This window comes from Geobacillus stearothermophilus ATCC 12980, from assembly GCF_030369615.1.
Taxonomy (GTDB): domain Bacteria; phylum Bacillota; class Bacilli; order Bacillales; family Anoxybacillaceae; genus Geobacillus; species Geobacillus stearothermophilus.
This window is the reverse complement of sequence record NZ_CP128494.1, coordinates 864,908-891,106: the sequence shown is the minus strand read 5'-3', so window position 1 is coordinate 891,106 and position 26,199 is coordinate 864,908. Positions and strand designations below refer to the sequence as shown.

The window sequence follows — 26,199 nt, the reverse complement described above, 5'->3', positions numbered from 1 at the left end:
CTCCTCCTTTCTAAATTAAACTATAAAAGTTTTGCCGTTTTGTAAATACACTTTCTAGAAAGTCAGACCTTTTTTTGACGCGTTCACGGCTTGTTTTTCGCTTTTTTTGTATCGCTGTTCATACTTCGTAAACATCGAAATGTTCACCAGTAAGCCGAGCGAGGCCATTATCAGGACGAGCGATGTCCCCCCGTAGCTGACGAGCGGCAGCGGCACCCCGGTGATGGGAATGAGCCCGACGACTCCGCCGACGTTAATAAACGTCTGGAAGCCGATCATGACGGAAATGCCGATGGCGAGCAAGCTGCCGAACGCATCAGTCGAGCGGCGGGCGATCCACAATCCGCGCAGCACGATAAACGCCAATAGCCCAAGCGTGAACATGACGCCGAACAAACCGAGCTCTTCGGCAATGACGGCCATAATAAAGTCGGTGTGCGACTCCGGCAAATAGCCGTACTTTTGGATGCCTTTTCCGAGCCCAAGCCCTTTCAGCCCGCCGATCCCGATCGCCAAATACGAATTGACGAGCTGATAGCCGTCCGTATCCGCATATTGAAACGGATCCAAAAAACTGTAAAGGCGCGACAACCGTTCTCTCGAAAAAATCTTTTTGCCCATGAACGGAAGCCAAAGCGGCGACAGCATCACGGCGATCAAAGCGAAAAAGAGCAGCTGCTTGAAAAGCAACGTAAGGCGCAGTCCAGACGAAAGAATGATGCACACCGCGATAACAAAAACGATAAACGCCGTGCCGAAGTCCGGCTGAATGGCGATCAACGCACAAATAAACAGCGTATAGTAAATGGGGAATAAATTGCTTTTCACCGGCTCAGCCAGCCGTTTCCGCTTGTTGGCAAACGCCGCCGACAAGTACAAAATCAGGCCGAGCTTGGCCAGCTCCGCCGGCTGGATGGAAAGCGCCCCAACGCGAAACCAGCTTGTCGCATTGTTGGCCGTATGGCCAAGGAACGCAACCGCGATCAGCATCAGCGGGGAAGCGAAGAAAACGAATTTCACGAATCGTTCTTTTCGCCACACTTTATACGGAATAATAGCCATCATGGCAAAGGCAGCGAGCGCGGCGATGAGCCAATGCTTTTGCCGCTCATAAAAATAGTCGCTCGGCACCTCAAAACGGATGACGGCCGTCACCATGCTCGCGCTGTACACCATAATCAGGCCGAACAACGACAGCATAATGACCGCGGCCATGAGCGGATAATCGTAACATTTCAACACTTTCTTCCATAATTGTCGATCCATCGTCCCTCTTCCCTGTTTGCACGTATGTACATAAATCATTCGCAGCAGCGCGCCGATTTCCTGCCCAAAAACAGAAAAACTCAAACGACGGCAGGCCAATCGTTTGAGTTGCCATGTATCGTTATCGTACGCGCTTTTTTGTCACTGCTTCATGCAACGCGGAAAGCTCGCGCTCAAGCCGGTCAAGGAGCGCCTTTCCGTCTTTGGCCTCCACAAGCCCGAGGCGCACCGCAAAGTCGATTTCCCGCGACAAGCCGAACATTTGCGTGTCCAACACTTCCTCATAGAGCGGACATTGCGGCATCGTCAAATGATCCATTTGCACGCGGATGAGCTGAATAATTTTTTCCGCATCGGCTTGCAGCAGCGCGTACGCCTTTTCGCGATAGCCCATCGATTCGTCCGTCACATCGATCCCTCCGTTCTCTCCCCTATCCTTCTTTAAATCTTAACGTGAAACAAGCCATTTTGCAAGTTGAAACCATTGACATCAATCCGGCTTGGAACATGACAAACGCTTTATTTATTATTATACTAAACTAAAAACAGCGGCAACATGCAGAGGAGAGGGTGTCTTGATGAGCGATATTATCATGCTGACGGGAAAGGTCAACTTTACGATTACGCTCGACCCTGGCGTCTGGATTTTCGATGACCGAAAAGTCGATTTGGACACGTATTTTTCGCATCCGAAACCGGATCAAGCCGGGGCAGGGCAAGAGGAAGAAGAAATCAAAAAGCGGTCGGTGTTTTGGGACCGGGAAATTCAGGAGGGGGCCGTCTTTCCGCCCACATTGAAAACCGAGCGGCGTTTTTTGAAGGAGAAAATCATCACCGGTTCGTTCGGCATGCCGTTTGCTCCGTTTTTGCAAAACGCTGAACCGCACGAAGACGCTTCTGAACTTGTCGTCGTGACGGAAAGCGGGGAAACGGTGATCCCGCTCGACAAAGCACACGATTTGATTTTTGCTTTTTCTAAAAACGGAAAGCCGCTGCGCGATGACGGTCCGGTGCACATTTATTTCGGCGACGGCTCGAACCGCGAAGCGCCGATTACCCATGTGCGCCAGCTCATCGTCCGCTGACCAGACGCTCCGTCAAGAGGACGTCCGGTTTTCGGTCGGCCGTGAGGGGCCGCCATTCCTGTTCGTTCGCGTGACGCAGGATTGGCAGCCTCCCAAGCGGCCGGTTGGAAGACGAGGGCTAAAGCAAGTCGGCAGCGAGCTGGGCGAGCTCGGAACGCTCTCCTTTGACAAGGCGGATATGACCGGCGATTTTTTGGTCTTTGAATTTCTCGACCACATACGTCAAGCCGTTGTTGTATTCATCCAAATATGGATGGTCGATCTGTTCCGGATCGCCCATTAAAATGATTTTGCTTTTTTCGCCGACACGCGTCAAAATCGTCTTCACTTCATGCTTTGTCAAGTTTTGCGCCTCATCAATAATGATGAACTGCTCCGGCAGGCTGCGGCCGCGAATGTAGGTGAGCGCCTCGACTTCAATCGAGCTCATGCCGGCTAAAATGGCGTCCAATTCCCCCGGCTTTTTCGTGTTGAACAAATACTCAAGGTTGTCAAAAATCGGCTGCATCCACGGGCGCAGCTTTTCTTCCTTTTCCCCGGGCAAAAAGCCGAGGTCTTTCCCCATCGGCACGATCGGGCGCGCGACAAGCAGCTTTTTGTACGTGCGCAAGTCTTCAGTCTGCATGAGCCCGGCAGCAAGCGCGAGCAGCGTTTTCCCGGTTCCAGCCTTGCCGATTAACGTCACGAGCGGAATATCGTCGCGCATAAGCAGCTCAAACGCCATCGTTTGCTGCACGTTGCGCGGGCGAATGCCCCATATATGCTCATGATGAAAAATCAGCTTCTTCACCTTTTTGCCGTTTTGGTCGACGATGCCAATCGCCGAAGCGGAACTGCCGAATGCGTCTTTCATAATAATAAACTGATTCGGGTAAAACGGGTGATCAGCGATATCGGCCAACACGAGCTCCCCTTTATCATAAAACCGTTGCAGGTGATCTCTCCCTATGTACAGTTCCAAAAACCCGGTGTAAATATGGTCGATGTCAACGACGCGGTCGCTTAAGAAGTCTTCGGCCTGCAGCCCGATGGCATCCGCTTTCACGCGCACGAGCGCATCTTTGCTCACCAAAATGACCGAACGTCCGTCCTCTTTCGCTTGTTCCTCAAGCGATAAGTTTTTCGCCACCGCCAAAATGCGGTTGTCGTTCGTTTTTTCGACAAAAATTTCCTGAAGCTGATGGAATGAACGGTGGTTCAGTTCAATGCGCAGCACCCCTCCGTTTTCAAGCGGAATTTTCTCGTGCAGCTTGCCGTTCTCGCGCAGGCGGTCGATCAGCTTCGACACCTGGCGGGCGTTTCTCCCGACCTCATCCATATACCGCTTTTTCGAATCCACTTCCTCCAGGACGACAGCCGGAATGACGACCTCGTTGTCCTCGAACGAAAAAATTGAATACGGGTCTTGCAAGAGGACGTTTGTATCAAGCACATAGATTTTCTTTCCCAAATTCCGCTTCCCCCTAGCGTCCGTTTTCCGCCTTGTATACCGGATGGGAATGGCTGTGGTATAGCATATGAAAAAATGTATAAAGATAGAAGGATTTTTGCAAAATAAAGTCAAAAAAGCAGAGGTGGACAAAGATGAAGAAAACACTCGGATGGCTGGCCGCCTTCTCCCTTCTTCTTTTAGGCGGATGCAATGTTGGAAACAGCAATGAAGCAAACGATGGGGACCGTTCGCTTGTGCGCGTCAGAAATACGGTTGATGAGCAGGTAGAAAATAAATCGGGCCAGGAGATCGCCCGCCGGATTGCGGAGATCGCGAACCGTGTGCCGAACGTTCACGATGCTACCGCGATCGTTGTGGGCAAGTACGCCATCGTCGGCATTGACGTCGGCGCCAATGTCGACGCCTCACGCGTCGGCACGATCAAATATTCCGTTGCAGAAGCGCTACAAAAAGACCCGTACGGCGCCAACGCAATTATTATCGCCGATCCGGACCTTTACACGCGCGTGCGCAACATCGGCCGGCAAATTGATGAGGGGCGGCCTGTGCAGGCATTCATGAACGAAATCGCCGACATCGTTGGACGGGTGATGCCGGAAGTGCCAAGCGACCTGTTTGAAACGACGCCAAATCCGACCGAAGAAAACGACGGGCAGTTGAACAACCAAGAGGAACGGCAGTTGAACGAACATCAAGAAAAGCAGTCCAACCACCACTTAAACCGCTAAACGATTCTGCTGCGCTGTGGTATAATGGATCGGGAGGGGCATTTTCGATCTTAATGACAGCCGGAGAAGCTTTAGCGTGACAGAGAACCGAACAACGAGCCGCCTTCCGGACAAATCAATTTGTCTAGAAGGCGGTGTTGTTCGGCCGCCCGCCAGTCGAAAAATAAAAAACGTTAAAGCTTCAACGTGCATTGATATAGTTGTTGAGGTGAACCATGAGAATCAAATGCGTGCTTTGCGAACAAATTGACACGATCGACGATGAATCGCCGCTCGCCAAACGGCTTCGCAACCGTCCGATCCATACGTACATGTGCCGTCAATGTCATGACCGCATTGCGGAAAAAACACGGATGCGGCTGGCGACAGGAAAATTCCGCTTCTATCGCGGCAACCGCACCGATGAGGATTGGTAACCAAAAACCGGCACTGAGAAGCGGCCGCTTTCCAGTGCCGGTTTTGCTTCTTTTTCTTTATGATCCGTACTTCTCAGGCTCGGCTTCGATCTGCCGCCATATCGCTTCCGCCAGCTCCACAGGGAAATGAGCCGTCTTTGTTTCCCCGCCGCACCTATATTCAACAACGTACCGCCCGCTCGCTTCGTCTTTGGCGGCCTTCACCGCCGTCACGCCGAAGTTGTTTTCCAAGATAGCCAGAAAAAACGACGCCGTGTCGCGCGCCGCCTCATCGTGCGGGCGGGCGGCGGCGACAATTTCGATTGTCAGCCAGTTGTAAAGAGCGTCTTGCACCGATTTCATGGCTTTTCTCCCTCTTTCGCCTGCCTGAGGCGGATTTTATAAATGAGCAATACGAGCGCGGCGACCGCCAATCCTTCCGCCACAGGCAAAAAAACAGCGAAAAACGTTAACACTGTGCAGCCGAGCGCCAGCAAGACGTAAATGACGGCGCTTTTCAACAGCGGCAGCCGGCGGGCAAAACCGAGACGGTAAACAAGCGCCGCCAGCAGCAAAACCGTGGCGTACAGCAGCCACATGCCGCGCTCGGGATTGCCGTCAACGTCATAAAGAGAGGCGAAAAACGTCAGCCGTTCCAGCACGTTCATATTGTTCCCTCCCGTCCACCCGAATGCCCGCCAAAACGCAGCCTTGTTTTGTTTCCTCTCAAGCGCCGCGCGGCAGAAGCATGCACACGCCGGCGCATCCAGGGCTTTCCCGGTTAGCCAAAGGCATGCCGCTTCTATTTTGCCTGTTGCGCCGCTTTCTTTCTCTTCTCCGCTTTTTCGCGCTCGCTTTTGCTTAAGATTTTTTTGCGCAAACGAATGGAAACCGGCGTCACTTCGCAATATTCATCGTCGTTCAAATACTCAAGCGCCTCTTCCAACGTCAGCAGGCGCGGCTTTTTCATCGTCACCGTCTGCTCTTTCGTCGATGAGCGCACATTCGTAACATGCTTCTCGCGGCAAATGTTGACGACAAGGTCGTTTTCCCGGTTGTGCTCGCCGACGATCATTCCTTCGTACACTTCTGTGCCCGGCTCGACAAAAATCGTGCCGCGGTCCTCAAGCTGCATAATGCTGTACGCTGTCGCCTTGCCGGTTTCCATCGAGACGAGCACCCCTTGGCGGCGGCCTCCGATCGCGCCAGGCTGCATGGGAGCGTAATGGTCAAATGAATGGTTTAAAATGCCATACCCACGCGTCAGCGACATAAATTCGCTTCGATAGCCGATCAACCCGCGCGACGGCACAAGAAAGACGAGACGCACTTGTCCGTTGTCTCCATGCACCATATCGGCGAGTTCGCCTTTGCGGCTGCCAAGCGATTCCATAACGGCGCCGGTATACTCTTCCGGAACGTCGATCACGACTCGTTCAATCGGTTCGCACAAAACGCCATCGATCTCTTTGACAATGACTTCCGGCTTCGATACTTGCAGTTCATACCCTTCTCGGCGCATGCTTTCAATTAGAATGGCTAAATGAAGCTCGCCGCGTCCGGAAACGATCCATGCATCCGGCGAATCGGTCGGCTCGACGCGCAGGCTGACATCGGTCTCAAGCTGGGTGAGCAGCCGCTCTTCCAACTTCCGTGCCGTCACATATTTGCCTTCGCGCCCGGCAAACGGGCTGTTGTTGACAAGAAAGGTCATTTTCAGCGTCGGCTCATCAATATGAAGCGGCGGCAACGGTTCCTGGCGGTCCGGCGGACAAACGGTCTCGCCGACGTTAATGTCTTCCATTCCCGCAACAGCCACGATGTCGCCGGCGTGGGCTTCTTCAATCTCGATCCGCTTTAAGCCAATAAAGCCGAACAACTTTGTGACGCGGAACTGTCTCACGGTGCCGTCGCGCTTCAATAAGGCGACTTGCTGGCCGGTTTTCATCGTGCCGCGGAAAATGCGCCCGATGCCGATGCGGCCCACGTATTCGTTATAATCGAGCAGGGCCACCTGGAATTGCAACGGTTCATCGCGATTGTCCGCCGGCGCCGGAATATGCTCGATGATCGTCTCAAACAAGGCGGTCATGTCCCCGCCTTGCCGGTCCGGGTCAAGGCTTGATGTTCCGCGCAGCGCCGATGTGTACACGACCGGAAACTCAAGCTGCTCCTCCGAAGCGCCGAGTTCAATAAACAAGTCGATCACTTCATCGACGACTTCCGCCGGACGGGCAAACTCGCGGTCGATTTTGTTGACGACGACAATCGGCACAAGCTGCTGCTCAAGCGCTTTTTTGAGCACAAACCGCGTTTGCGGCATACAGCCTTCGTACGCATCGACGACAAGCAAGACGCCGTCAACAAGGCGCATGATCCGCTCCACTTCCCCGCCGAAATCGGCGTGCCCCGGTGTATCCAAAATGTTGATGCGCGTCCCTTTATACAACACAGCAGTATTTTTGGCTAAAATCGTAATGCCGCGCTCACGCTCCAAATCGTTGCGATCAAGCGCCCGCTCCTCGACTTGTTCGTTTTCGCGGAATGTTCCCGACTGCCGGAGCAGTTGGTCGACGAGCGTCGTTTTTCCATGGTCGACGTGGGCGATAATCGCAATATTGCGAAGATCCATTCGTTTCTTGGTCAATGTTGGTCACTCCTGTTAGACAAGCTGCTCGTCTATTATATCACAAAACATAGAAAATCAAGCATATATAGATGCAACATAACGTTTGGTGAAGAGCCGTATTTTCCGGTACACTAGAAAAAGACGCCTCATTTTCCGAGAAAGGAGTCAAGCGGATGAAACGCATCGAACCTGTGCCGCTGCTACTCGCCATCCTCGCTGTCGCCGCCGTCATGGCGATCGGCGTTTTCATCGCTAGGCAAAGCGCAACCGGCATCGCCGTCTCGACGCTCACGTTTATCACCATTATGGGCGCCGGGTTCGTTCGCAAAAAGCGGATGCGCGAATAAAAAAACGGGACTGATCCGAAAACGCACTCGCATTTTGGATCAGCCCCTTTTCTTGCCGCAGCCTCCTTCTCGTCAGCCCCGAAGGTAGCGATACAAAATTTCCTCATGCACGCCCGGCTTGGCGGCAAGCACAGAGCTGCGGTTGAGCAGATCGATCGGCTTTCCGTCGAGGTTCGTCATGATTCCGCCCGCCTCTTCAATTAAAATCATCCCGCCGGCAAAATCCCACGGCGACAGGCGCGGCGAAATGTAGGCGTCCAAGCGGCCGGCTGCGACATAGGCGAGCTCGAGCGCCGCCGACCCGTACGAACGCGTGCCGCGCGCATCTTTGGCCAGCCTCACGAGTGGACGATGGTCGAGACGTTTATTTTCCATGAGCCATGTGCCATTAATGGCGATGATCGATTCCGCCACCGGTGCCGGCTGCAAGCGGCCGAGCGGCTCGCCGTTCAAAAACAGCCCCTTCCCTTTTTGCGCGGTATACAGCTCGTCAAAGACAACGTCATACACATAGCCAAGCTGGCCGACGCCATCTTCGAAAATGCCGACCGACACGGCAAAGTGGCGCCGCTGATGGACAAAGTTCATCGTTCCGTCAATCGGGTCAATGACCCATACAACGCCGTCCAATGCGGCCAGCTCATCGCCGAACCCTTCTTCGCCCAACAGGCGATGGCCGGGAAATTGGCGGCGGATGTGCTCGGCGAAAAACTGCTCAATGCCGCGGTCGACGTTCGTCACCAAGTCGTTGCGGTTTTCCTTCGTTTCCACAGTCAGCGGCTCCGCAAACGAGGCGCGGATGCGCTGTCCCGCTTCTGCAATCCATTGCCGGGCATACTGGTCGATCTCTTCCCATTTTCCTTCCATGTCTATTCCTCCCGCTTTTATTATGTACGCAGCAGCCGGAAAGGGGTGGGCACCGCTCAAGAAAAAAACGAACCGCAAAGATGGTTCGCCTTAAAAATGGTCATACTTGAAGGCGCATCAGTTCTTGGCGCAGCTTTTCAAGCCGCCGTTTGCATTCTCTTTTCTTTTCTTCATCGTTTTCCATCATGGCTTCATACAGCGTCGCCAATTCATAATCAAGTTCGAGCCGCAACACCGCCATGCGTTTGTCTCCGTCTGGCCGTTTCAGCGAATTGGCGGTTTTTTTCATCTTCGTCCGCACCCCTTTCTCGATCATCAGCTAAACTTCCGGCGCCCCTCACGGAATGTACTGCTTCGTTTTGTTTTATATTTTAATATTATGTGGAAAAAGGGGTGTATGCAACTAATTTGTGCGTTTACCTACCGCGTTTCGCCCGCTTGGCCCGATGTGAATCCAGTCGCCGTTTTTTGCCTCTTTCACCTGCTTGATGACCGCGTACGATGAATAGCCGCTTTCCTTTTCAAACTCGGCGTACAACCGGTTTTCCTCGCTTTTGGACGGGACGATCTCTTTGAAACGGCGGTATATCTCCATTAATTCTTCGCGTTTCATCCCCCGCTCATACGCCGTTTCGACCGCCGTAAAAAATTTAATGACATCGATGATTTCTTGCGTCGACCAATCATACGAAAACGGGTACGAATAGCCCATTGTTTCACCTCCGCTGTTAGTTTGCCCAACGGCGCCGAATTTGTTCCGCCTCGCCGATCATGCGGGCAAACAGTTCAGCGACCGACGGAATGTCGTGAATGAGCCCAATCGCCTGTCCGGCCCAAGCGAGCCTCAAGCATATGATCGAACGGGCGGCCGTGCTGGCCGATGGCAAAATTAACTCCAAACGGCCGGTCCGTCTTTTCTTTCACTTTGCGGATTTCCTCGCGCAAGCGCTCCGGGCTTTCAAGCGACATCGCCGTAATTTGGCCGAGCCCGCCGGCGTTGGAGACGGCGGCGGCCAAGTCGGCGTACGCCAGATAGGCTAATCCCCCTTGAATGATTGGATATGTAATGCCGAGCAACTCGGTCACTCTCGTGTTCCATTCCATCAATTCATTCCCCTTTTTGATGTTATCCTTCTTTTACTTCTTGTTTTGATCGCCATTCTCCTTTTTTGGTGCAACATTCTTTTCTTCTTTGCAAACGAACAAATAAATGCTATAATGCATTTGTTTTATTTTTAAGGTAAAGAGGTGTGGGGAACCATTGTCACAACTCGAAACACCATTGTTTACCGGACTGTTGGAGCATATGAAAAAAAATCCGGTTCAATTTCACATCCCCGGCCATAAAAAAGGGGCCGGCATGGATCCGGAGTTTCGCTCCTTCATCGGAGAAAACGCCTTGGCGATCGATTTAATCAACATCAGTCCGCTCGACGATTTGCATCATCCGAAAGGGATGATCAAACGTGCACAGGAGCTCGCCGCCGAAGCGTTCGGCGCCGATTACACGTTTTTCTCAGTGCAAGGGACGAGCGGGGCGATCATGACGATGGTCATGTCGGTCGCCGGACCGGGCGATAAAATTATTGTGCCGCGCAACGTCCATAAATCGGTCATGTCTGCAATCGTCTTTTCTGGGGCGACGCCGATTTTCATCCATCCAGAAATTGACAAGGAGCTCGGTATTTCCCACGGCATTACGCCACAGGCAGTGGAAAAAGCGCTCCACCAACACCCGGATGCCAAAGGGGTGCTCGTCATCAACCCGACGTATTTTGGCATTGCCGGCGATTTGAAAAAAATCGTCGAGATCGCCCACTCGTACAACGTTCCGGTGCTTGTCGACGAAGCGCACGGAGTGCACATTCATTTTCATGAGGACTTGCCGCTCTCCGCGATGCAAGCCGGGGCCGATATGGCGGCGACAAGCGTCCATAAGCTCGGCGGATCGCTGACGCAAAGCTCGATTTTAAATGTGCGCGAAGGGCTCGTCTCCGCGAAGCACGTGCAAGCGATCTTAAGCATGTTGACGACGACGTCGACGTCGTATTTGTTGCTCGCTTCGCTCGATGTCGCCCGCAAACAGCTGGCGACGAAAGGGCGGGAGCTCATTGACAAGGCGATCCGCCTCGCGGAATGGACACGGCGGCAAATCAACGAAATTCCATATTTGTACTGCGTCGGTGAAGAAATTTTAGGCACGGAAGCGACGTACGACTACGATCCAACGAAGCTGATTATCTCTGTCAAGGAGCTCGGCTTGACCGGCCATGATGTCGAACAATGGCTCCGCGAAACGTATAACATCGAAGTGGAGCTTTCGGATTTGTATAACATTTTGTGCATCATCACGCCAGGCGACAGCGAGCGGGAAGCCGGGCTGCTCGTTTCGGCCCTCCGCCGCCTGTCGGACGAGTTCAGCCATCAGGCGGAAAAAGGAGTCAAACCGAAAGTGCTGCTTCCGGATATCCCGGCCTTAGCCTTGACGCCGCGCGACGCCTTTTATGCAGAAACAGAAGTCGTGCCGTTTCACGAGTCAGCCGGACGGATCATCGCGGAATTTGTGATGGTGTATCCGCCAGGCATCCCGATTTTTATTCCCGGTGAAATCATTACGGAGGAAAATTTGAAGTATATCGAGACAAACTTGGCCGCCGGCCTGCCGGTGCAAGGCCCTGAGGACGATACGCTGCAGACGTTGCGCGTCATCAAAGAATATAAGCCGATTCGTTGAATGCACAAGTCGGTTTTCCCGGCTTGTTTTTTTGGGCCAAAATCAACGGCGCGCATGTGCTTTGCCCCACATGCGCGCCTATCCGTTCCTTCCCCCGTTTGTTTGCCCGCCTTATTCTTTTTCTTCTCCGTCCTCGCGGTCATGACCGCAGCAATCGCATTTCCCGTAAAGCGTTGTCACTTTTTCATCTTCAAAATACGCAATTGTAGCTTCACACGTTTGGCATACGATCGTGCCCATCCCCAAAACCCCTTTATGATGATAAATGTTGTTGTTGGTTTTATAATAATATATCATATTTAGATTGTAAATCTCAATTTGTATGTCACATTTCGGATTATGACGGCTCTTTTATGACACCAAACTTTTTCACCGCAGTCCGAAAAAACATGGTACAATGAAGACGAGAGAGACAAAAAGATGGCGAAAGGAGAGAAGGGCGTTGAATGCAAGCCTAAAGCTGCCGGGGGGGGGAAATCGATCAGCATCGAGGAAATCAAACAGTTGCTCGAACGTTACCGAGCCGCGCTGCGCAAAACGGGGGAGCAGCTTGGATGGGCGTACGAGCAGGCAGCCTTTTCATACACGGTGCATGAACGCGACCACGTTCTTTATTTGCAAGGCGACGGCCGCTTATACAAAGGGATGGCCATTGCCGTGCGGACAGCCGGAGAAGAAACATGGATTGAGCTGGCATTGGCGCCGAGAGCAACGCACGGGGACAAAAGAAAAGCAAACGAATTCAGCAAATGGATGACCAAAACGCTTGGCGGCGAACTGCGTTTATTCAGCGGCCGGACGATGTCGTTCGGCCGCGTGTAAACAGCGGCATGGGACCGCTGTTTTTTGTTCGCCGAACCGCGCCGCTTCCGCACCCAAGGGGCAGATCATGGAATAGATTGCCATATGAAATGCTGGCCGGTAAAATACACCGCCGCCGTGGCAGCTGTTGTAAGGAGCGCTTTGCGCGTCGCCAAGCCGAGCTGGCGCGCCAGTAAAAACGCTATGTACATGAAGACGCACAACATCAAGCCGCGGAAAAACGGCCGGTCCCGCCCCGACAGCCACTCGATCAAGGAAAAACTGCTCCAAATCATCATTTGCAGCAAAAAGGCGACATACGCTTTCATCATTTCCATCTCCCGCTTTTCTTTACCATAACGATATGAAACGAAAGCGGAAAATAGTATGAAAAACAGGACAAGAAATGCGCCATTCCCGCATGATAAGAAAAACGACCGGGCCAAGCCCGGTCGTTTCACAGTTACTTCGTAATGATATGAATCGGTGTGCCAAGCGCCACTTCCGCCGCTTCCATGGCGATTTCGCCAAGCGTCGGATGGGCATGGATCGTCAAAGCGATGTCTTCTGCCGTCATGCCGGCTTCAATGGCGAGCCCAAGCTCGGCGATCATGTCAGAAGCATTTGGACCGATGATTTGCGCACCAATGACGACGCCGTCCTCTTTGCGGACAACGAGCTTCAAGAAGCCGTCCGTATCGTTCAGCGCCAAGGCGCGGCCGTTGGCAGCAAACGGGAATTTCGCGGCAATGACGTCAATGCCCTCGTCTTTCGCCTGCTGCTCAAAATAGCCGACCGACGCGCATTCCGGATCGGAGAAGACCACAGCCGGAATGGCGATGTAATCCACTACCGACGGATGGCCGGCGATGGCTTCCGCCGCCACTTTCCCTTCATACGACGCTTTATGAGCAAGCGCCGGGCCTGGAACGATGTCGCCGATCGCAAAAATGTTCGGCACGCTTGTCCGGCATTGTTGGTCCACTTCAATCAAGCCGCGGTTCGTCATTTTGATGCCGATTTGTTCAAGACCAAGTTCATCTGTATTCGGTCGGCGGCCGACCGTCACCAACACATAGTCGGCGTCAATCGTTTTCGTTTCACCATTCGCCTCATACGTGACCGTGACGCCGTCTTCGCGTTCTTCGGCCCCTTTCGCCAATGCGTTCGTCACGACTTCAACGCCTTTTTTCTTCAGGCGCTTCTTGATGATGGCAGCCATTTGCTTCTCAAAACCGGACAAAATTTCGCCGGCTCCTTCTAAAATGGTCACTTTCGTCCCAAAGTTGGCGTAAGCCGTACCGAGTTCGATGCCAATATAGCCGCCGCCGATGACCACGAGCGATTTCGGCACTTCCCCAAGGTTGAGAGCTCCCGTCGAGTCAAGAATGCGGTTGGAAAACTTGAAGTTCGGCAGCTCAATCGGGCGCGAGCCGGTGGCGATAATCGCGTTTTTGAACGTATACGTCTGCGCGCTGTCGCCGTTGACGACACGCACCGTATTGGCGTCGACAAAATACGCTTCCCCTTTGACGATCTCTACTTTGTTTCCTTTTAACAGCCCTTCGACGCCGCCCGTTAATTTTTTCACGACGCTTGCTTTCCATTCTTGCACTTTGGCAAAATCGATGGTGACGTTCTCCGCCTTAATGCCCATTTCTTCGGAATGCTTCGCCTGCTCATAGCGATGGCTTGCGGAGATCAGCGCCTTTGACGGGATGCAGCCAACATTTAAGCAGACGCCGCCTAAATTGCCCTTTTCCACAATCGTCACTTTTTGTCCGAGCTGCGCGGCGCGGATGGCGGCGACATACCCGCCAGGACCGGCGCCGACGACAAGCGTTTCCGTTTCAATTGCAAAATCGCCAACTACCATCGTTTTACGCCTCCATTAGTAATAATTCCGGGTCACTCAACAGCCGTTTGATATGGTTGAGCGCTTTTTGCGCTGTCGCCCCGTCGATCATCCGGTGGTCAAAGCTGAGCGAGAGCGCCAGCATCGGGGCAGCGACAATTTCACCGTCACGGACGATCGGCTTTTCCGCAATGCGGCCGATGCCAAGAATCGCCACTTCCGGATGGTTGATGACCGGGGTAAACCATTGCCCGCCAGCCGAACCGATGTTTGTAATCGTGCATGAAGCGCCTTTCATTTCTCCCGGCGTCAGTTTGCCGTCGCGCGCTTTCTCGGCGAGCTCATTGATTTCTTGCGCCAAGGCGAAAATCGGCTTGCGATCGGCATGTTTAATGACCGGCACAAGCAAGCCGCGGTCCGTATCAGCGGCGATGCCGATATTGTAATAATGCTTCTGGATGATTTCTTCCGTCTCATCATCAATGGACGTATTCAACACTGGGTATTCACGCAGCGCGGAAACGAGCGCTTTGACGACGTACGGCAAAAACGTCAGCTTGATGCCTTTTTCCGCGGCAATAGCCTTGAATTTTTTTCGGTGAGCAACAAGCTTCGTCACATCGGCTTCGTCCATCAGCGTCACGTGCGGAGCGGTATGTTTGGAATGCACCATCGCTTTGGCAATCGCCCGACGGATGCCGCTCATTTTCTCGCGCGTTTCCGGGAATTCGCCTTCTGTCGTCGCCGGTTTCGCTGCGGCCGGCGCCGCTTTTTCCTCCGCTGCGGCCGGTGCCGGTTTTGCGCCGCCGGCAAGGAAAGCGTCAATATCTTCTTTCAGGACGCGGCCGTTTTTGCCCGTTCCTTGGACAAGCCGAATATCGACGCCTTTTTCGCGCGCATACTTGCGCACGGACGGCATGGCGATGACGCGGCGGTTCGGGCCAGCCTCCGCTTCAGCTGCCGGTGCATTGGGAGCGACAGCGTCAACCTTTTCCTCTTTCGACACCGTTTCCGTTTTTTCCTCTTTTTTCGCTTCTTCTTGCTCTTGTCCTTTAAACGTCATGTTTTCATAACCCGGCGCATCGAGCGTGATGAGCGTTTGCCCGACCGTTGCCACTGTTCCCTCCGGGACGAGGATTTCAAGCACTTTCCCTTTGACCGGGGAGGGAATTTCGACAACCGCCTTGTCATTTTGCACTTCGCACAATACATCGTCTTCGTTCACTTCATCGCCCGGTTTCACAAACCATTTGACAATTTCACCTTCGTGGATGCCTTCGCCAATGTCCGGCAGCTTAAATTCAAAAGCCACTGTCTGTCTACCTCCTATCGTTTGCCGAAAATGGGCGGGGGAAGGCGTTCCGCTCCCCCGAATTTGTCCGCTGTTAGAAGTTCATCACTTTTTTCGCCGTTTCGATTACATCTTTAAAGTTTGGCAGCCATACCGATTCCGCCTGAGCAAACGGATAGACCGTGTCCGGAGCGGCCACGCGCAACACCGGCGCCTCAAGGCTTAAGATGGCGCGTTCGTTAATCTCCGCCACGACGTTGGCGGCGATGCCAGCCTGCCGTTGCGCTTCTTGAACGACAATGGCGCGGCCCGTTTTTTCGACCGAACCGATGATCGTTTCAATATCGAGCGGCTGCACGGTACGCAAGTCGACGACTTCGGCAGAAATGCCTTCCTTCTCTAATTCTGCCGCCGCTTTTAACGATTCATGCACCATGGCGCCGTACGCGATGATCGTGATGTCTTTTCCTTCCCGCTTAATGTCCGCCTTGCCGATCGGAATCGTGTATTCCCCTTCCGGCACTTCCTGACGGAACGAACGGTACAGCTTCAAATGTTCAAGGAAAATGACCGGGTCGTTGTCGCGAATCGCCGAGATGAGCAGCCCTTTCGCATCATACGGCGTCGACGGAATGACAACCTTCAAGCCTGGCTGTTGGGCGACAAGCCCTTCCAAGCTGTCTGAGTGCAACTCCGGCGTATGGACGCCGCCGCCAAACGGAGAACGGATCGTAATCGGCATATGGTAGCGTCCGCCCGTACGATAGCGGATTCGCGCCATTTGCCCGCAAATCGAATCCATCACTTCATACACGAAGCCGAAAAACTGGATTTCCGGCACCGGGCGAAACCCTTGCAGCGCCAAACCGATCGCCAAGCCGCCGATTCCTGATTCGGCGAGCGGCGTGTCAAAAACGCGATCTTCGCCAAATTCGGCCTGCAGCCCTTCCGTCGCCCGGAATACGCCGCCGTTGACCCCAACGTCTTCCCCGAAAATGAGCACGTTCGGATCATTTTTCAACTCGATACGCAGCGCATCGGTGATCGCCTGAACCATTGTCATTTGCGCCATGGCTTACTTCGACTCCTTCTCTTTGTAAATTTCATACTGCTCCTTCAAATTGAACGGCAGCTCTTCAAACATGATGCTGATCAAGTCGGTTACTTTTTGCTTCGGCGTTTCGTCCGCTTTCTTGATCGCTTCTTTAATCTCTTCTTTTGCCTGTTCAATAACGTTGTTTTCTTCTTCTTCGCTCCACAAGCCTTTCGCCTCTAAAAACTTGCGGAAACGCACGAGTGGGTCTTTCTTCGCCCATTCGTTTTCCAACTCTTTCGAACGATAGCGCGTTGGATCGTCACCGGACATCGTATGCGGGCCATAGCGGAAGCAGAGCGTTTCAATGAGCGTCGGCCCTTCGCCGTTAATGGCGCGCTCGCGAGCAGCTTTGACCGCTGCGTAGACCGCAAGCGGGTCCATGCCGTCAACTTGAATGCCCGGAATGCCGGCGGCGACTGCTTTTTGCGCCAATGTTTTGGCAACGGTTTGCTTTTCGACCGGCGTCGAGATGGCAAAGCGGTTGTTTTGCACGACAAAGATGGCCGGCGCCTTAAACGCCCCCGCAAAGTTGATCCCTTCGTAGAAATCGCCTTGCGACGTGCCGCCGTCGCCCGTATATGTAATCGCCACTGCTTTTTTGCCCCGCATTTTCAAGCCGAGCGCCACACCAGCTGCTTGGATGTATTGGGCGCCGATAATGATTTGCGGCGGCAGGACGTTTACGCCTTCTGGAATTTGGTTACCATGGAAATGGCCGCGCGAGAACAAAAACGCCTGATACAGCGGAAGCCCATGCCAAATGATTTGCGGAACGTCGCGGTATCCCGGCAAAATAAAATCTTCTTTTTCCAATGCAAAATGGCTGGCAATTTGGCTCGCTTCCTGCCCGGCGGTCGGCGCATAAAACCCGAGTCTCCCTTGGCGGTTCAACGAAATGGAGCGCTGGTCAAGAATGCGCGTATACACCATGCGACGCATCAGCTCTTTCAGCTGCTCATCGCTCAGCTCCGGCATCGCCTCTTCATTGACGACTTCTCCTTCCTCATTCAAAATTTGAAATGTCGGGAACTGCTCGGCCACTTTCTCGAGCTGCTCCGCAAATGGGAATTGGAAGGTCTTTACACCCATCTTGTTCACCTCTGCCTTTCATCAAGAAATTTGGAAATCAGGCTGTCTTCATCCATATACTATTAATGTACCCAAAAGTAAAGAAGAAATAAAAAGCAGCCGCCGCTTGGCGCAACGGAAACCGAAAACGGCGCCGACATCTGTATTACTATTTTTTATATCCTCATTAACACAGCGTCTGTTCTCAAGTTTTAGTTTACACTTTATTTTTCACGCCGTCAACGACTTTGATTTTCCGTTGCTTTCCCTTTTGTCTCCTGGTTGTATTTGGAATCAGGAACATTCCTGAAACCATCTGTTATACCACATCGAAACAACACTGTATTAATTCTGTATTATATTTTTCGGGAAATGCAAAACGCAATGTCCGTTCATGTTATTGACAGCGCTTTCTTAAGTTTCTTTTTCAATTTATTCCTTATACGCCGATAATATCTCCAGACGGCCGCATTTTCATTTACGGCGCACAGGCATTTTTGTTAGACTAACACTGTAGACCGCGATGCGAGAGACAGGAGTGAAAAGGCGAATGATCACCATGAAAGATATCATTAAAGAAGGGCATCCGACGCTGCGGAAAGTGGCTGAGCCCGTTCCGCTGCCGCCTTCAGAGGAAGACAAACGCATTTTGCAAAGCTTGCTTGACTATGTGAAAATGAGCCAAGATCCGGAACTGGCGGCCAAATACGGCCTGCGGCCCGGCATCGGCCTCGCCGCTCCGCAAATCAACGTCTCCAAACGGATGATTGCCGTTCATGTCACTGATGAAAACGGAACGCTGTACAGCTATGCCTTGTTCAATCCGAAAATCGTCAGCCACTCTGTGCAGCAATGTTATTTGACGACGGGGGAAGGCTGCCTGTCGGTCGACCGTGATGTGCCCGGATACGTACTGCGCTATGCCCGCATCACGGTCACCGGCACGACGCTCGACGGCGAGGAAGTCACCTTGCGCCTCAAAGGATTGCCGGCCATCGTCTTCCAGCATGAAATCGACCATTTAAACGGCATTATGTTTTATGACCGCATCAATCCGGCCGACCCGTTCCAAGTGCCAGACGGGGCGATCCCGATCGGGCGCTGAACCGTGGCCGGCCATGCCAAACAGCTGCCCCGCCGAATGAGCGGCGGGGCAGCTGTTTATGGAATCAATTGCAATTGTTTCAATCCGTGCCATATGCCTTCTTCACTGACCGGTTTCGTTACAAAATCGGCGACCCGTTTCACTTCCTCATGGGCATTTCCCATCGCCACTCCTGTTCCGACGAACGACAACATTTCAATGTCGTTCAGCCCATCGCCGAACGCATACACATCGCCTTTGTCAATCCCGAGCTTCTCAATCATCAGGCGGATCCCCTCCGCTTTCGATCCCCCTGCCGGCAGCACATCGGTCGACACATCGTGCCAACGGACAAAACGGAATTCTGGATAATTGCGCACGTACGGTTCTTCTTCTGCGGCGCGGCAAAACAGCAGCGCTTGGTAAATGTCATTGTTTTCGTAATAAAGGGGATCGACAGGCGGGTGGGAAAACTTCAAGCTTCCCATGCTGACATGGATGTGCGGATGGTCGCCGACGCTCGCCCTCATTTCCTCCGCGTCCATAAAGACGAGCGGATGACCGTTGCGGTGGGCGTCCTCAGCCAACGTCCGCACTTTCTCGCGGCGGAGCGGACGCTTATGCAGGACAGTTCCTTCAAAAACGACGTATTGCCCGTTGAAGCTGACGAACGAGTCGATCCCAAGCTGGCGGCGTACATCCGCAAACATAAACGGCGCCCGGCCGGTGGCGATGGCGACATAGACGCCGGCCTGTTTTAGCTGGCGGACCGCCTCAACGGTTGATGGCGGCAGCTGTTTTTGTTCATCAAGCAACGTGCCGTCAATGTCGAAAAACACGATTTTTCTGCCCACGTTATCTTCTCCTTGCCGAAAATGTATTCACTGTTTACCGTACTGAAAAACAATTGGAATGTCAACCGAAATACACGGTTCGTTCCATTTTTCCCCATGAAAAACAAGCCTCTACCTACATAACATATATAATAGAAACATTTACTTTCGTCGCAAATTGAGTACAATAAAAAGTAAGGAGTGATGAAAAATGTTGAAAAAGCTGAAAAAAAAGCTGCTTCAACAGTGGAAAGATTTGCTCCGGAAAAAATTGATCGCCTAACTGTTCCAACAACAGCCCTTCGGACGGAAGGGCTTCTTTCCCACTTTGGCGAATGAAACGGCCAAAATCCGTCAAAGATGATACGTACCGTCGGCACACCTCCCGCCTGTTTTTTTGCTTTTGAACGACAAAAAACATGAAAACGGGGTTGCATTTTTATATAATGGAAAAGCAATCATTGTACGATAAGGAGAGATTCGGTCATGATTTTCAAAGTGTTTTACCAAGACAACGCGGAAGAGGTGCCCGTGAGAGAAAAAACGAAAACGCTCTACATTGAAGCAGAATCAGAGCGGGAAGTACGCCAAAAGTTGCAAAACCGTCCGATCAATATCGAGTATATTCAGCCGTTAGAGGGGGCGCATTTGGAGTACGAAAAGAAAAGCGCTAATTTTCAAGTATTGGAGATCTCATCATGAAACTATTAACGGATCAGCAAGTCGGTGTGTTTGCCCTCGGCGGACTGGGTGAAATCGGGAAAAATACATATGGCGTACAATTTCAAGACGAAATTATTGTGATTGACGCGGGCATCAAGTTTCCAGAAGACGAATTGCTCGGCATCGACTACGTCATCCCGGACTATTCGTATTTAGTCAAGCACGCGGAAAAAGTGAAAGGGCTGTTCATTACCCATGGGCATGAAGACCATATCGGCGGCATTCCGTATTTGCTCCGGCAGGTGAACATCCCGATTTACGGCGGCAAGCTGGCGCTCGGGCTCATCCGCAATAAACTCGAAGAGCACGGGTTGCTGCGTCAGGCAAAACTCATTGAAATTCGCGAAGAGGATGTCATTCGCTTCCAAAAAACAGCGGTCACTTTTTTCCGGACGACGCACAGCATTCCGGACAGCTACGGCATCGTCGTTAAAACGCCGGTTGGCCAAATCGTCCACACAGGAGACTTTAAATTCGACTTTACACCGGTCGGCGAACCGGCAAATTTGACAAAAATGGCAGAAATAGGGAAGGAAGGCGTGCTTTGCTTGCTCTCGGACAGCACGAACAGTGAAATTCCGCATTTCACGATGTCCGAGCGGCGCGTCGGCGAGAGCATCCACGACATTTTCCGCAAAGTGAACGGCCGGATTATTTTTGCAACGTTTGCGTCCAACATCCATCGGCTTCAACAAGTGACCGAAGCGGCGGTCGCCAACAACCGGAAAATCGCTGTCTTCGGCCGTAGCATGGAAGCGGCGATTGAAATCGGCCAAGAACTCGGTTACATCAAATGCCCAAAAGGCACGTTTGTTGACGCTAACGAAATCAACCGCCTGCCGGCCAATCGGGTGACGATTTTGTGCACCGGCAGCCAAGGCGAGCCGATGGCGGCGTTGTCGCGCATCGCCAACGGCACGCACCGGCAAATTCAAATCATCCCAGGCGACACGGTTGTTTTCTCCTCATCGCCAATTCCGGGCAACACCGTGAGCGTCAACCGGACGATCAACATGCTGTGCAGAGCCGGTGCGGAAGTGATCCACGGCCCGCTTAACGACATCCATACGTCCGGCCACGGCGGGCAAGAAGAGCAAAAACTGATGATCCGGCTCATGAAGCCAAAATATTTCATGCCGATCCACGGCGAATACCGGATGCAAAAAATGCACGCCAAGCTCGCCATTGACTGCGGCGTGCCGGAGGAAAACTGCTTTATTATGGACAATGGCGAGGTGCTCGGCATCAGTGAACACGAGGCGCGCATCGTCGGCAAAATTCCGTCCGGCTCCGTTTATATTGACGGTAGCGGCGTCGGCGACATCGGCAACATCGTCTTGCGCGACCGCCGCATTTTGTCAGAGGAAGGACTCGTCATCGTTGTCGTCAGCATCAACATGAAAGAATTCAAAATCGCCGCCGGCCCGGACATTATTTCTCGCGGCTTCGTCTATATGCGTGAGTCAGGTGACTTAATCAGCGAAGCGCAAGTGTTGATCTCCAAGCATCTCGAAAAAGTGCTGGAACGGAAAACGAACCAATGGTCGGAGATCAAAAACGAAATTACGGAAACGCTCGCTCCGTTCTTGTACGAGCGGACGAAACGGCGGCCAATGATTTTGCCGATCATCATGGAAATCTAAAGAAAAAAGGGCGTCCTTGCAAAAGGATGCCCTTTTTCCGTCATCATCATGCACAGGCCGCCTGCCAGCCGTCAACCGACCACTTTTTCCTCAAACCGGTCAATGTCGCTGTCAGCGCCGATGACGACCAACACGTCGCCTTTGCGGATGATTTCCGAGGCGAGCGGGGAGACGATGACGCTTGTTCCACGCTTGATGGCGACGATGTTGATGCCATAGCGGGCGCGGATGTCAAGCTCCAAAAGCGAATGGCCGTCAAGCCGCTCGCTTGCCACGATTTCGACAATGCTGTATTTGTCCGACAGCTCCAGATAATCTAGGACGTTGTTGGAAATCAAGTTGTGGGCGATCCGCTCGCCCATGTCCCGTTCTGGATGCACGATTTGGTCAGCGCCGATTTTTTTCAGCACTTTCTCATGGTAATCGTTCGTTGCCTTGACCGTAATATGGTTGACGCCGAGCTCTTTTAAAATCAGGGTCGTCAAAATGCTCGCCTGGATGTTGTCGCCGATCGCGACAATGACATGGTCGAAGTTGCGGATGCCTAAACTTTTCAGCACGTTTTCATCGGTCGTGTCGCCGACGACGGCGTGTGAAGCGATCGACGCAAATTCGTTTACCCGGTCTTCATCAATATCGATGGCCAATACTTCCATCCCTTGTTCGCTCAGCGTCCGGCAGATGCTGCCGCCAAAGCGCCCGAGGCCGATGACGGCAAACTGTTTCTTTTTCATTGACACTCCTCCATCGTTGATCAAGCATTGTTTCTCCCCTTATTTTAGCAAAAAAAGAAAAAGAAACGAAAACGTTCTTCGTTCCTTTTCCACCATTCCTTTACGCTATGCGATTTTGCCATTTCACCCAAAAGCGGGCTGCCAGCGCACACAGCCCGAACGTTCGTCATCAGCGAAGTTTTTCTTCGACTTTTTGGCAAATCTCTTCTGCGGTAAGCCCGCTCGCTTCAATGACCGGACCGGACGTGACGATGTTGTGAATGCCGACGATATTGGCGTCCAGGCCGGTAATGACGCAGCAGTCGCAGCCCCGGGCATCTTGTTCCCCGCCAAGCGGAACAACCTCATACCCTCTTTCTCTCAATGCCTCCTGCACGTCGGTCAGCGATTGCTCAACACCGATTTTCGCCATCACACTCCACCTCCTCATATACATAATGTGTCTTGATGGAGGTGGAACTATACTTCATTCGGCGTTCCCTTTCCATGAAAAATAATCAATTAAAAAGGCGATCGCCCGGTCAATGGCCTCTTCATTTGGGGTGAGCTTTGCATGGTGCAACCCATGGGGCGAATCCACGCCGAGCCAAAACATCAATCCCGGGATTTCCGCCAGCATATAGCCAAAATCTTCACCGGTCATCGCCTCTTTGCAGCGAATGACGTTCATACCGGGATGCGCTTCGGCAAACCGCATAAATTCCGCTGTCAGCGCCGGATCGTTGTACACTTGGTAGTACATGGCGCCGTAATCGATCGCCGCCTCGCATTCGTAGGCCACTTCGATTCCGCGCACAATCGCCTCAATCCGCCGCTTGACAGCTTCCATAGCCGCAGGCGACAGCGTCCGGATCGTTCCCTCGAGCCGGGCATGTTCGGCGATGACGTTTTGCACTGTCCCCCCGGCAATTTTCCCGATCGTAATGACGGCGCTGTCGAGCGGATCAACGTTGCGGGCGACGATCGACTGCAGCTGAACGACGAGCGTGCAGGCAGCGACGACCATATCGTTCGCCAAATGGGGAGAGGCTGCATGTCCGCCTTTTCCTTTTAAATCGATAAACAGCTCCGATGTATTGGCAAACAACAGTCCTTCTTTCGTCGCGATAGTGCCGACCGGATATTCCGGGGCGATATGCAAGGCGACGATCATATCCGGCCTCCATTCCTGCATGATGTCGCTTTCCATCATCGGCTTCGCCCCGCCCGGCCCTTCCTCGGCCGGCTGGAAAATAAACAGCAAGTCATCTTGAATCGGATGATGTGCGAAATGGGTGAGCACGCCAAGAGCGATGCTCATATGCACATCGTGGCCGCACGCATGCATGCACCCTTCATGTTCAGAGCGGTACGGCAAACCGGTCTCCTCGCGGATCGGCAGCCCGTCTATATCGGCGCGGTAGCCAATCGTTTTTTGCGGCGATGTTCCGTTGACTTTGACAAAAATCCCGGTTTTCCATGTCCGGACTTGAAGCCGCTCTTGCGGCAGCGACCGAATATAGTGAAGCAAATATTGCTGTGTTTTAAACTCTTGAAACCCGAGCTCGGGAATTTTATGCAAGTCGCGTCGAATGGCGACAAATGGGCTGATCGCTTCCATCCTCTCTCCTCCATTGGAAAAAAGCTGCCCCGTGAGCGGACAGCTTTTTTCCCGTCATTATAACTGGCGAAGCTCTTGTTTAATTTCCGTTTTCGCTCTCGTTTGTTCGTCGATTTGCTTAATAACGCGCGCCGGCACGCCGGCGACAACGGTATACGGCGGCACATCCTCGACGACGACCGCCCCGGCGGCGACGACCGCCCCTTTGCCGACGGTGACGCCTTCCAAAATGACAGCATTCGCACCGACAAGGACATCGTCTTCAACGATCACCGGCTTCGCCGATGGCGGCTCAATGACTCCGGCCAACACCGCTCCGGCGCCAATATGGCAGTTTTTTCCGACCGTCGCCCGGCCGCCGAGCACCGCATTCATGTCGATCATCGTTCCTTCACCGACAACCGCACCGATGTTGATGACCGCTCCCATCATGATCACGGCGTTGTCGCCGATTTCCACATGGTCGCGGATAATGGCGCCCGGCTCGATGCGCGCCTTGATTCCTTTTAAGTCCAACAGCGGAATGGCCGAGTTGCGACGGTCGTTCTCGACGACGTAGTCCTCGATTTTGTCTTGATTCGCCGCGATTGTGGCTTGAATGTCTTGCCATTCGCCAAACACGACCCCGGTGTTTCCGGTGATGAACGGTTTCGCGCTCGGGCCGAAATCGATGCCTTCGAGTTCCCCTTTTATGTATACTTTAACCGGTGTCGATTTTTTGCTGTTTTGAATAAACGAAATGATCTCATTGGCGTCCATCATCTTCATCGGCGATTTCCTCCTTCATGCTGTATTCTTTTTTACTTTAGCAAAACAAAGATGTTGGTGACAAGCATCAATTCATAAAAGTTTTCGGCCCTGATTCGACCGCCTCAGCTGTTTATTCAATTGCTTCAATATTTCGCGGCGGGTAAAAATCCCTTCAAAATAGCCATCCTCGTTCTCAACGCACACAAACGGATGGTTAACGATGAGCCCTACCGCTTTCCAAAGCCGGTCGTCAAGCCGCAGGAGCGGAATGTTTCGGTTCATCACTTCTTCGACCTTCATCGTCTCGATCCGTTCAAACTCGATGCGCTCCACCCCTAAAATCGCATCCATAATCATCGTCATGCCAATCAGCCCATGCAGCTTGTACGACGTATCAAGCACCGGAATCGCCGAGTAGCCGGTTTTCGTCAGGACGAGCAACGCATGATCCAAATAATTGCCCACTTGAACGTGCGCTACTTTGTCAGCTGGAATCAAAAATGACTTGACAGTCATGTTCGCCCATTCCTCATTTGCAAATAAGCTCATACATCCGTTCCGCCTTTCTCTGTATGCATCTTCTCCTCTCCACCTGTATGATACCATAAAAAAGACTATCGCTTCCTTACAAGCGATAGCATCAGCTTTGTTTTTATCCTTCCTCGGTCAGCAGCCGGTCATACAAACGCAGCAGCTGCCGGTATCTCTGTTCATCGGCCTCTTTATCTCCGTTTTCAATATCCTCCAGCTCAGAACGGACGAGTTCCAGCGCGTACTGCTGGCTAAACATCACCTCGAGCAACAGTGTCACTTCCTCGCCCGACAGCTGAAGCGGCAGCCGCTTCCCCATCTTCATTCCCCCTTTGCCCTTTCCGCTTCATATATATTCATCGGCGGCGGGAAAAAGTCGCGAAAAAAAGCGCCATTTCCGGACAATCAAAAAGGCCGTCCAGACGGATGGCCTTTTCAATAATAGCGCAGCGCCAAATAACCGATCGCAAAAATAACGAGCAAAGTAGCCAATACGTAAGCGAGCAGCATCGGGTTGCGCATATACGCATGCTCTTGCACCGTTTTCGGAACTGGTCCGTCAAGCTCTCCTTGCCAGCGCTGCTGGCGGCCGAGGCGGACTGTATAGACGAAGCCGATGACTGCGATCAGTACAGAGAGGGCAGATAACACAAAAGTGAGCTGTGCCATAAGTTTCACCTCATGCT

General features: G+C 52.6%; 33 protein-coding genes and 1 pseudogene. 10 read left to right on the top strand and 24 right to left on the bottom strand.

What is annotated here, in order from left to right; all coding sequences use genetic code 11:
• Positions 1 to 54 precede the first annotated feature (54 nt).
• Both QSJ10_RS04845 and QSJ10_RS04840 read right to left on the bottom strand, forming a co-directional pair.
• Complete coding sequence (locus tag QSJ10_RS04845) at positions 55 to 1,266, bottom strand: FtsW/RodA/SpoVE family cell cycle protein (RefSeq protein WP_033016195.1); 1,212 nt, start codon at positions 1,264 to 1,266, stop codon at positions 55 to 57.
• Positions 1,267 to 1,387: 121 nt separating this feature from the next.
• Positions 1,388 to 1,675, bottom strand: coding sequence for an Fpa/YlaN family protein (locus QSJ10_RS04840; protein ID WP_033008511.1), 288 nt, complete (start codon positions 1,673 to 1,675; stop codon positions 1,388 to 1,390).
• Between the two features lie 169 nt (positions 1,676 to 1,844).
• Here QSJ10_RS04840 and QSJ10_RS04835 point away from each other — a divergent pair, with 169 nt between their 5' ends.
• Complete coding sequence (locus QSJ10_RS04835; RefSeq protein WP_049624548.1) at positions 1,845 to 2,351, top strand: hypothetical protein; 507 nt, start codon at positions 1,845 to 1,847, stop codon at positions 2,349 to 2,351.
• Between the two features lie 118 nt (positions 2,352 to 2,469).
• Here the strand turns inward: QSJ10_RS04835 and QSJ10_RS04830 are convergent, their stop codons facing one another.
• Positions 2,470 to 3,801, bottom strand: coding sequence for a PhoH family protein (locus QSJ10_RS04830; RefSeq protein ID WP_049624547.1), 1,332 nt, complete (start codon positions 3,799 to 3,801; stop codon positions 2,470 to 2,472).
• Between the two features lie 134 nt (positions 3,802 to 3,935).
• Here QSJ10_RS04830 and QSJ10_RS04825 point away from each other — a divergent pair, with 134 nt between their 5' ends.
• Complete coding sequence (locus QSJ10_RS04825; protein WP_033016198.1) at positions 3,936 to 4,532, top strand: YhcN/YlaJ family sporulation lipoprotein; 597 nt, start codon at positions 3,936 to 3,938, stop codon at positions 4,530 to 4,532.
• 215 nt (positions 4,533 to 4,747) lie between these two features.
• Entirely contained in the window at positions 4,748 to 4,948 is a 201-nt protein-coding gene (locus QSJ10_RS04820; protein WP_033016199.1) for a YlaI family protein, read from the top strand.
• Positions 4,949 to 5,005: 57 nt separating this feature from the next.
• On the opposite strand, the gene QSJ10_RS04815 is transcribed toward QSJ10_RS04820, so the two are convergent.
• From QSJ10_RS04815 to typA, 3 genes are all read right to left on the bottom strand, one after another.
• Positions 5,006 to 5,290, bottom strand: a complete 285-nt coding sequence (locus QSJ10_RS04815; RefSeq protein ID WP_033008503.1) for a hypothetical protein — start codon at positions 5,288 to 5,290, stop codon at positions 5,006 to 5,008.
• On the bottom strand, positions 5,287 to 5,595 hold the full coding sequence (locus tag QSJ10_RS04810) for a YlaH-like family protein (RefSeq protein WP_033008502.1): 309 nt from the start codon (positions 5,593 to 5,595) through the stop codon (positions 5,287 to 5,289). Before QSJ10_RS04810 ends, QSJ10_RS04815 begins: the two co-directional genes overlap by 4 nt.
• A 134-nt stretch (positions 5,596 to 5,729) precedes the next feature.
• Positions 5,730 to 7,574 (bottom strand): translational GTPase TypA, encoded by a 1,845-nt coding sequence (typA, locus tag QSJ10_RS04805; RefSeq protein ID WP_033016200.1) that lies wholly within the window; start codon positions 7,572 to 7,574, stop codon positions 5,730 to 5,732.
• Between the two features lie 155 nt (positions 7,575 to 7,729).
• Here typA and QSJ10_RS04800 point away from each other — a divergent pair, with 155 nt between their 5' ends.
• Complete coding sequence (locus QSJ10_RS04800; RefSeq protein ID WP_160315647.1) at positions 7,730 to 7,903, top strand: DUF5325 family protein; 174 nt, start codon at positions 7,730 to 7,732, stop codon at positions 7,901 to 7,903.
• Positions 7,904 to 7,975: 72 nt separating this feature from the next.
• On the opposite strand, the gene QSJ10_RS04795 is transcribed toward QSJ10_RS04800, so the two are convergent.
• From QSJ10_RS04795 to QSJ10_RS04780, 4 genes and pseudogenes are all read right to left on the bottom strand, one after another.
• On the bottom strand, positions 7,976 to 8,770 hold the full coding sequence (locus QSJ10_RS04795) for an inositol monophosphatase family protein (RefSeq protein WP_033016203.1): 795 nt from the start codon (positions 8,768 to 8,770) through the stop codon (positions 7,976 to 7,978).
• Positions 8,771 to 8,870: 100 nt separating this feature from the next.
• On the bottom strand, positions 8,871 to 9,059 hold the full coding sequence (locus tag QSJ10_RS04790) for a YkzI domain-containing protein (protein ID WP_020959194.1): 189 nt from the start codon (positions 9,057 to 9,059) through the stop codon (positions 8,871 to 8,873).
• A gap of 114 nt (positions 9,060 to 9,173) precedes the next feature.
• A complete protein-coding gene (locus tag QSJ10_RS04785) occupies positions 9,174 to 9,482 on the bottom strand; it encodes a UPF0223 family protein (protein WP_033008499.1) in 309 nt (102 codons plus the stop codon).
• Positions 9,483 to 9,604: 122 nt separating this feature from the next.
• Positions 9,605 to 9,874, bottom strand: a pseudogene (locus QSJ10_RS04780) (nitronate monooxygenase); the annotation flags it as partial.
• Positions 9,875 to 10,031: 157 nt separating this feature from the next.
• On the opposite strand from QSJ10_RS04780, the gene QSJ10_RS04775 reads away from it, so the two are divergent.
• Positions 10,032 to 11,504 (top strand): aminotransferase class I/II-fold pyridoxal phosphate-dependent enzyme, encoded by a 1,473-nt coding sequence (locus tag QSJ10_RS04775; protein WP_033016207.1) that lies wholly within the window; start codon positions 10,032 to 10,034, stop codon positions 11,502 to 11,504.
• Between the two features lie 111 nt (positions 11,505 to 11,615).
• On the opposite strand, the gene QSJ10_RS04770 is transcribed toward QSJ10_RS04775, so the two are convergent.
• Entirely contained in the window at positions 11,616 to 11,744 is a 129-nt protein-coding gene (locus tag QSJ10_RS04770) for a GapA-binding peptide SR1P (RefSeq protein ID WP_033016209.1), read from the bottom strand.
• Between the two features lie 180 nt (positions 11,745 to 11,924).
• Here QSJ10_RS04770 and QSJ10_RS04765 point away from each other — a divergent pair, with 180 nt between their 5' ends.
• The gene (locus QSJ10_RS04765) at positions 11,925 to 12,326 is read left to right on the top strand and encodes a DUF1885 family protein (protein WP_230847086.1); all 402 of its coding nucleotides are present in this window, start codon (positions 11,925 to 11,927) and stop codon (positions 12,324 to 12,326) included.
• A 65-nt stretch (positions 12,327 to 12,391) separates the two neighbouring features.
• On the opposite strand, the gene QSJ10_RS04760 is transcribed toward QSJ10_RS04765, so the two are convergent.
• The 5 genes from QSJ10_RS04760 to pdhA all read right to left on the bottom strand — a co-directional run bounded on the left by QSJ10_RS04760 (position 12,392) and on the right by pdhA (position 17,636).
• Positions 12,392 to 12,634 carry a hypothetical protein gene (locus QSJ10_RS04760; RefSeq protein ID WP_033016256.1) on the bottom strand — a complete coding sequence of 81 codons (243 nt, stop codon included), beginning with the start codon at positions 12,632 to 12,634 and terminating at the stop codon, positions 12,392 to 12,394.
• A gap of 134 nt (positions 12,635 to 12,768) precedes the next feature.
• Complete coding sequence (lpdA, locus tag QSJ10_RS04755) at positions 12,769 to 14,181, bottom strand: dihydrolipoyl dehydrogenase (protein WP_049624544.1); 1,413 nt, start codon at positions 14,179 to 14,181, stop codon at positions 12,769 to 12,771.
• A 4-nt stretch (positions 14,182 to 14,185) separates the two neighbouring features.
• Complete coding sequence (locus QSJ10_RS04750) at positions 14,186 to 15,472, bottom strand: dihydrolipoamide acetyltransferase family protein (protein WP_033016211.1); 1,287 nt, start codon at positions 15,470 to 15,472, stop codon at positions 14,186 to 14,188.
• Between the two features lie 73 nt (positions 15,473 to 15,545).
• Positions 15,546 to 16,523 carry a pyruvate dehydrogenase complex E1 component subunit beta gene (gene pdhB / locus QSJ10_RS04745; RefSeq protein WP_033016213.1) on the bottom strand — a complete coding sequence of 326 codons (978 nt, stop codon included), beginning with the start codon at positions 16,521 to 16,523 and terminating at the stop codon, positions 15,546 to 15,548.
• 3 nt (positions 16,524 to 16,526) lie between these two features.
• A complete protein-coding gene (gene pdhA, locus QSJ10_RS04740) occupies positions 16,527 to 17,636 on the bottom strand; it encodes a pyruvate dehydrogenase (acetyl-transferring) E1 component subunit alpha (RefSeq protein WP_033016215.1) in 1,110 nt (369 codons plus the stop codon).
• 529 nt (positions 17,637 to 18,165) lie between these two features.
• On the opposite strand from pdhA, the gene def reads away from it, so the two are divergent.
• A complete protein-coding gene (def, locus tag QSJ10_RS04735) occupies positions 18,166 to 18,720 on the top strand; it encodes a peptide deformylase (RefSeq protein WP_033016217.1) in 555 nt (184 codons plus the stop codon).
• A 56-nt stretch (positions 18,721 to 18,776) separates the two neighbouring features.
• Here the strand turns inward: def and QSJ10_RS04730 are convergent, their stop codons facing one another.
• Positions 18,777 to 19,553: a Cof-type HAD-IIB family hydrolase gene (locus QSJ10_RS04730; RefSeq protein WP_033016218.1), complete on the bottom strand. Its 777-nt coding sequence runs from the start codon at positions 19,551 to 19,553 to the stop codon at positions 18,777 to 18,779.
• 183 nt (positions 19,554 to 19,736) lie between these two features.
• Here QSJ10_RS04730 and QSJ10_RS04725 point away from each other — a divergent pair, with 183 nt between their 5' ends.
• From QSJ10_RS04725 to rnjA, 3 genes are all read left to right on the top strand, one after another.
• Positions 19,737 to 19,871, top strand: a complete 135-nt coding sequence (locus tag QSJ10_RS04725; RefSeq protein WP_255350129.1) for a hypothetical protein — start codon at positions 19,737 to 19,739, stop codon at positions 19,869 to 19,871.
• Positions 19,872 to 20,018: 147 nt separating this feature from the next.
• Positions 20,019 to 20,234 (top strand): DNA-dependent RNA polymerase subunit epsilon, encoded by a 216-nt coding sequence (locus tag QSJ10_RS04720; RefSeq protein WP_033008480.1) that lies wholly within the window; start codon positions 20,019 to 20,021, stop codon positions 20,232 to 20,234.
• Positions 20,231 to 21,898, top strand: coding sequence for a ribonuclease J1 (gene rnjA / locus QSJ10_RS04715; RefSeq protein ID WP_033016220.1), 1,668 nt, complete (start codon positions 20,231 to 20,233; stop codon positions 21,896 to 21,898). Before QSJ10_RS04720 ends, rnjA begins: the two co-directional genes overlap by 4 nt.
• 71 nt (positions 21,899 to 21,969) lie before the next feature.
• On the opposite strand, the gene QSJ10_RS04710 is transcribed toward rnjA, so the two are convergent.
• The 7 genes from QSJ10_RS04710 to QSJ10_RS04680 form a co-directional block, all read right to left on the bottom strand.
• Positions 21,970 to 22,632 (bottom strand): potassium channel family protein, encoded by a 663-nt coding sequence (locus tag QSJ10_RS04710; RefSeq protein ID WP_011230552.1) that lies wholly within the window; start codon positions 22,630 to 22,632, stop codon positions 21,970 to 21,972.
• Between the two features lie 169 nt (positions 22,633 to 22,801).
• Entirely contained in the window at positions 22,802 to 23,044 is a 243-nt protein-coding gene (locus QSJ10_RS04705; protein ID WP_033016221.1) for a YkuS family protein, read from the bottom strand.
• A gap of 54 nt (positions 23,045 to 23,098) precedes the next feature.
• Positions 23,099 to 24,232, bottom strand: coding sequence for an N-acetyldiaminopimelate deacetylase (locus tag QSJ10_RS04700; RefSeq protein WP_053532141.1), 1,134 nt, complete (start codon positions 24,230 to 24,232; stop codon positions 23,099 to 23,101).
• A 57-nt stretch (positions 24,233 to 24,289) separates the two neighbouring features.
• Positions 24,290 to 25,000, bottom strand: coding sequence for a 2,3,4,5-tetrahydropyridine-2,6-dicarboxylate N-acetyltransferase (dapD, locus tag QSJ10_RS04695; protein ID WP_033016226.1), 711 nt, complete (start codon positions 24,998 to 25,000; stop codon positions 24,290 to 24,292).
• A 72-nt stretch (positions 25,001 to 25,072) separates the two neighbouring features.
• Entirely contained in the window at positions 25,073 to 25,531 is a 459-nt protein-coding gene (cbpB, locus tag QSJ10_RS04690; RefSeq protein ID WP_053532142.1) for a cyclic-di-AMP-binding protein CbpB, read from the bottom strand.
• 103 nt (positions 25,532 to 25,634) lie between these two features.
• A complete protein-coding gene (gene abbA / locus QSJ10_RS04685; protein ID WP_053532143.1) occupies positions 25,635 to 25,832 on the bottom strand; it encodes an antirepressor AbbA in 198 nt (65 codons plus the stop codon).
• Positions 25,833 to 25,948: 116 nt separating this feature from the next.
• Entirely contained in the window at positions 25,949 to 26,182 is a 234-nt protein-coding gene (locus tag QSJ10_RS04680; RefSeq protein WP_053532144.1) for a hypothetical protein, read from the bottom strand.
• Positions 26,183 to 26,199: the final 17 nt, after the last annotated feature.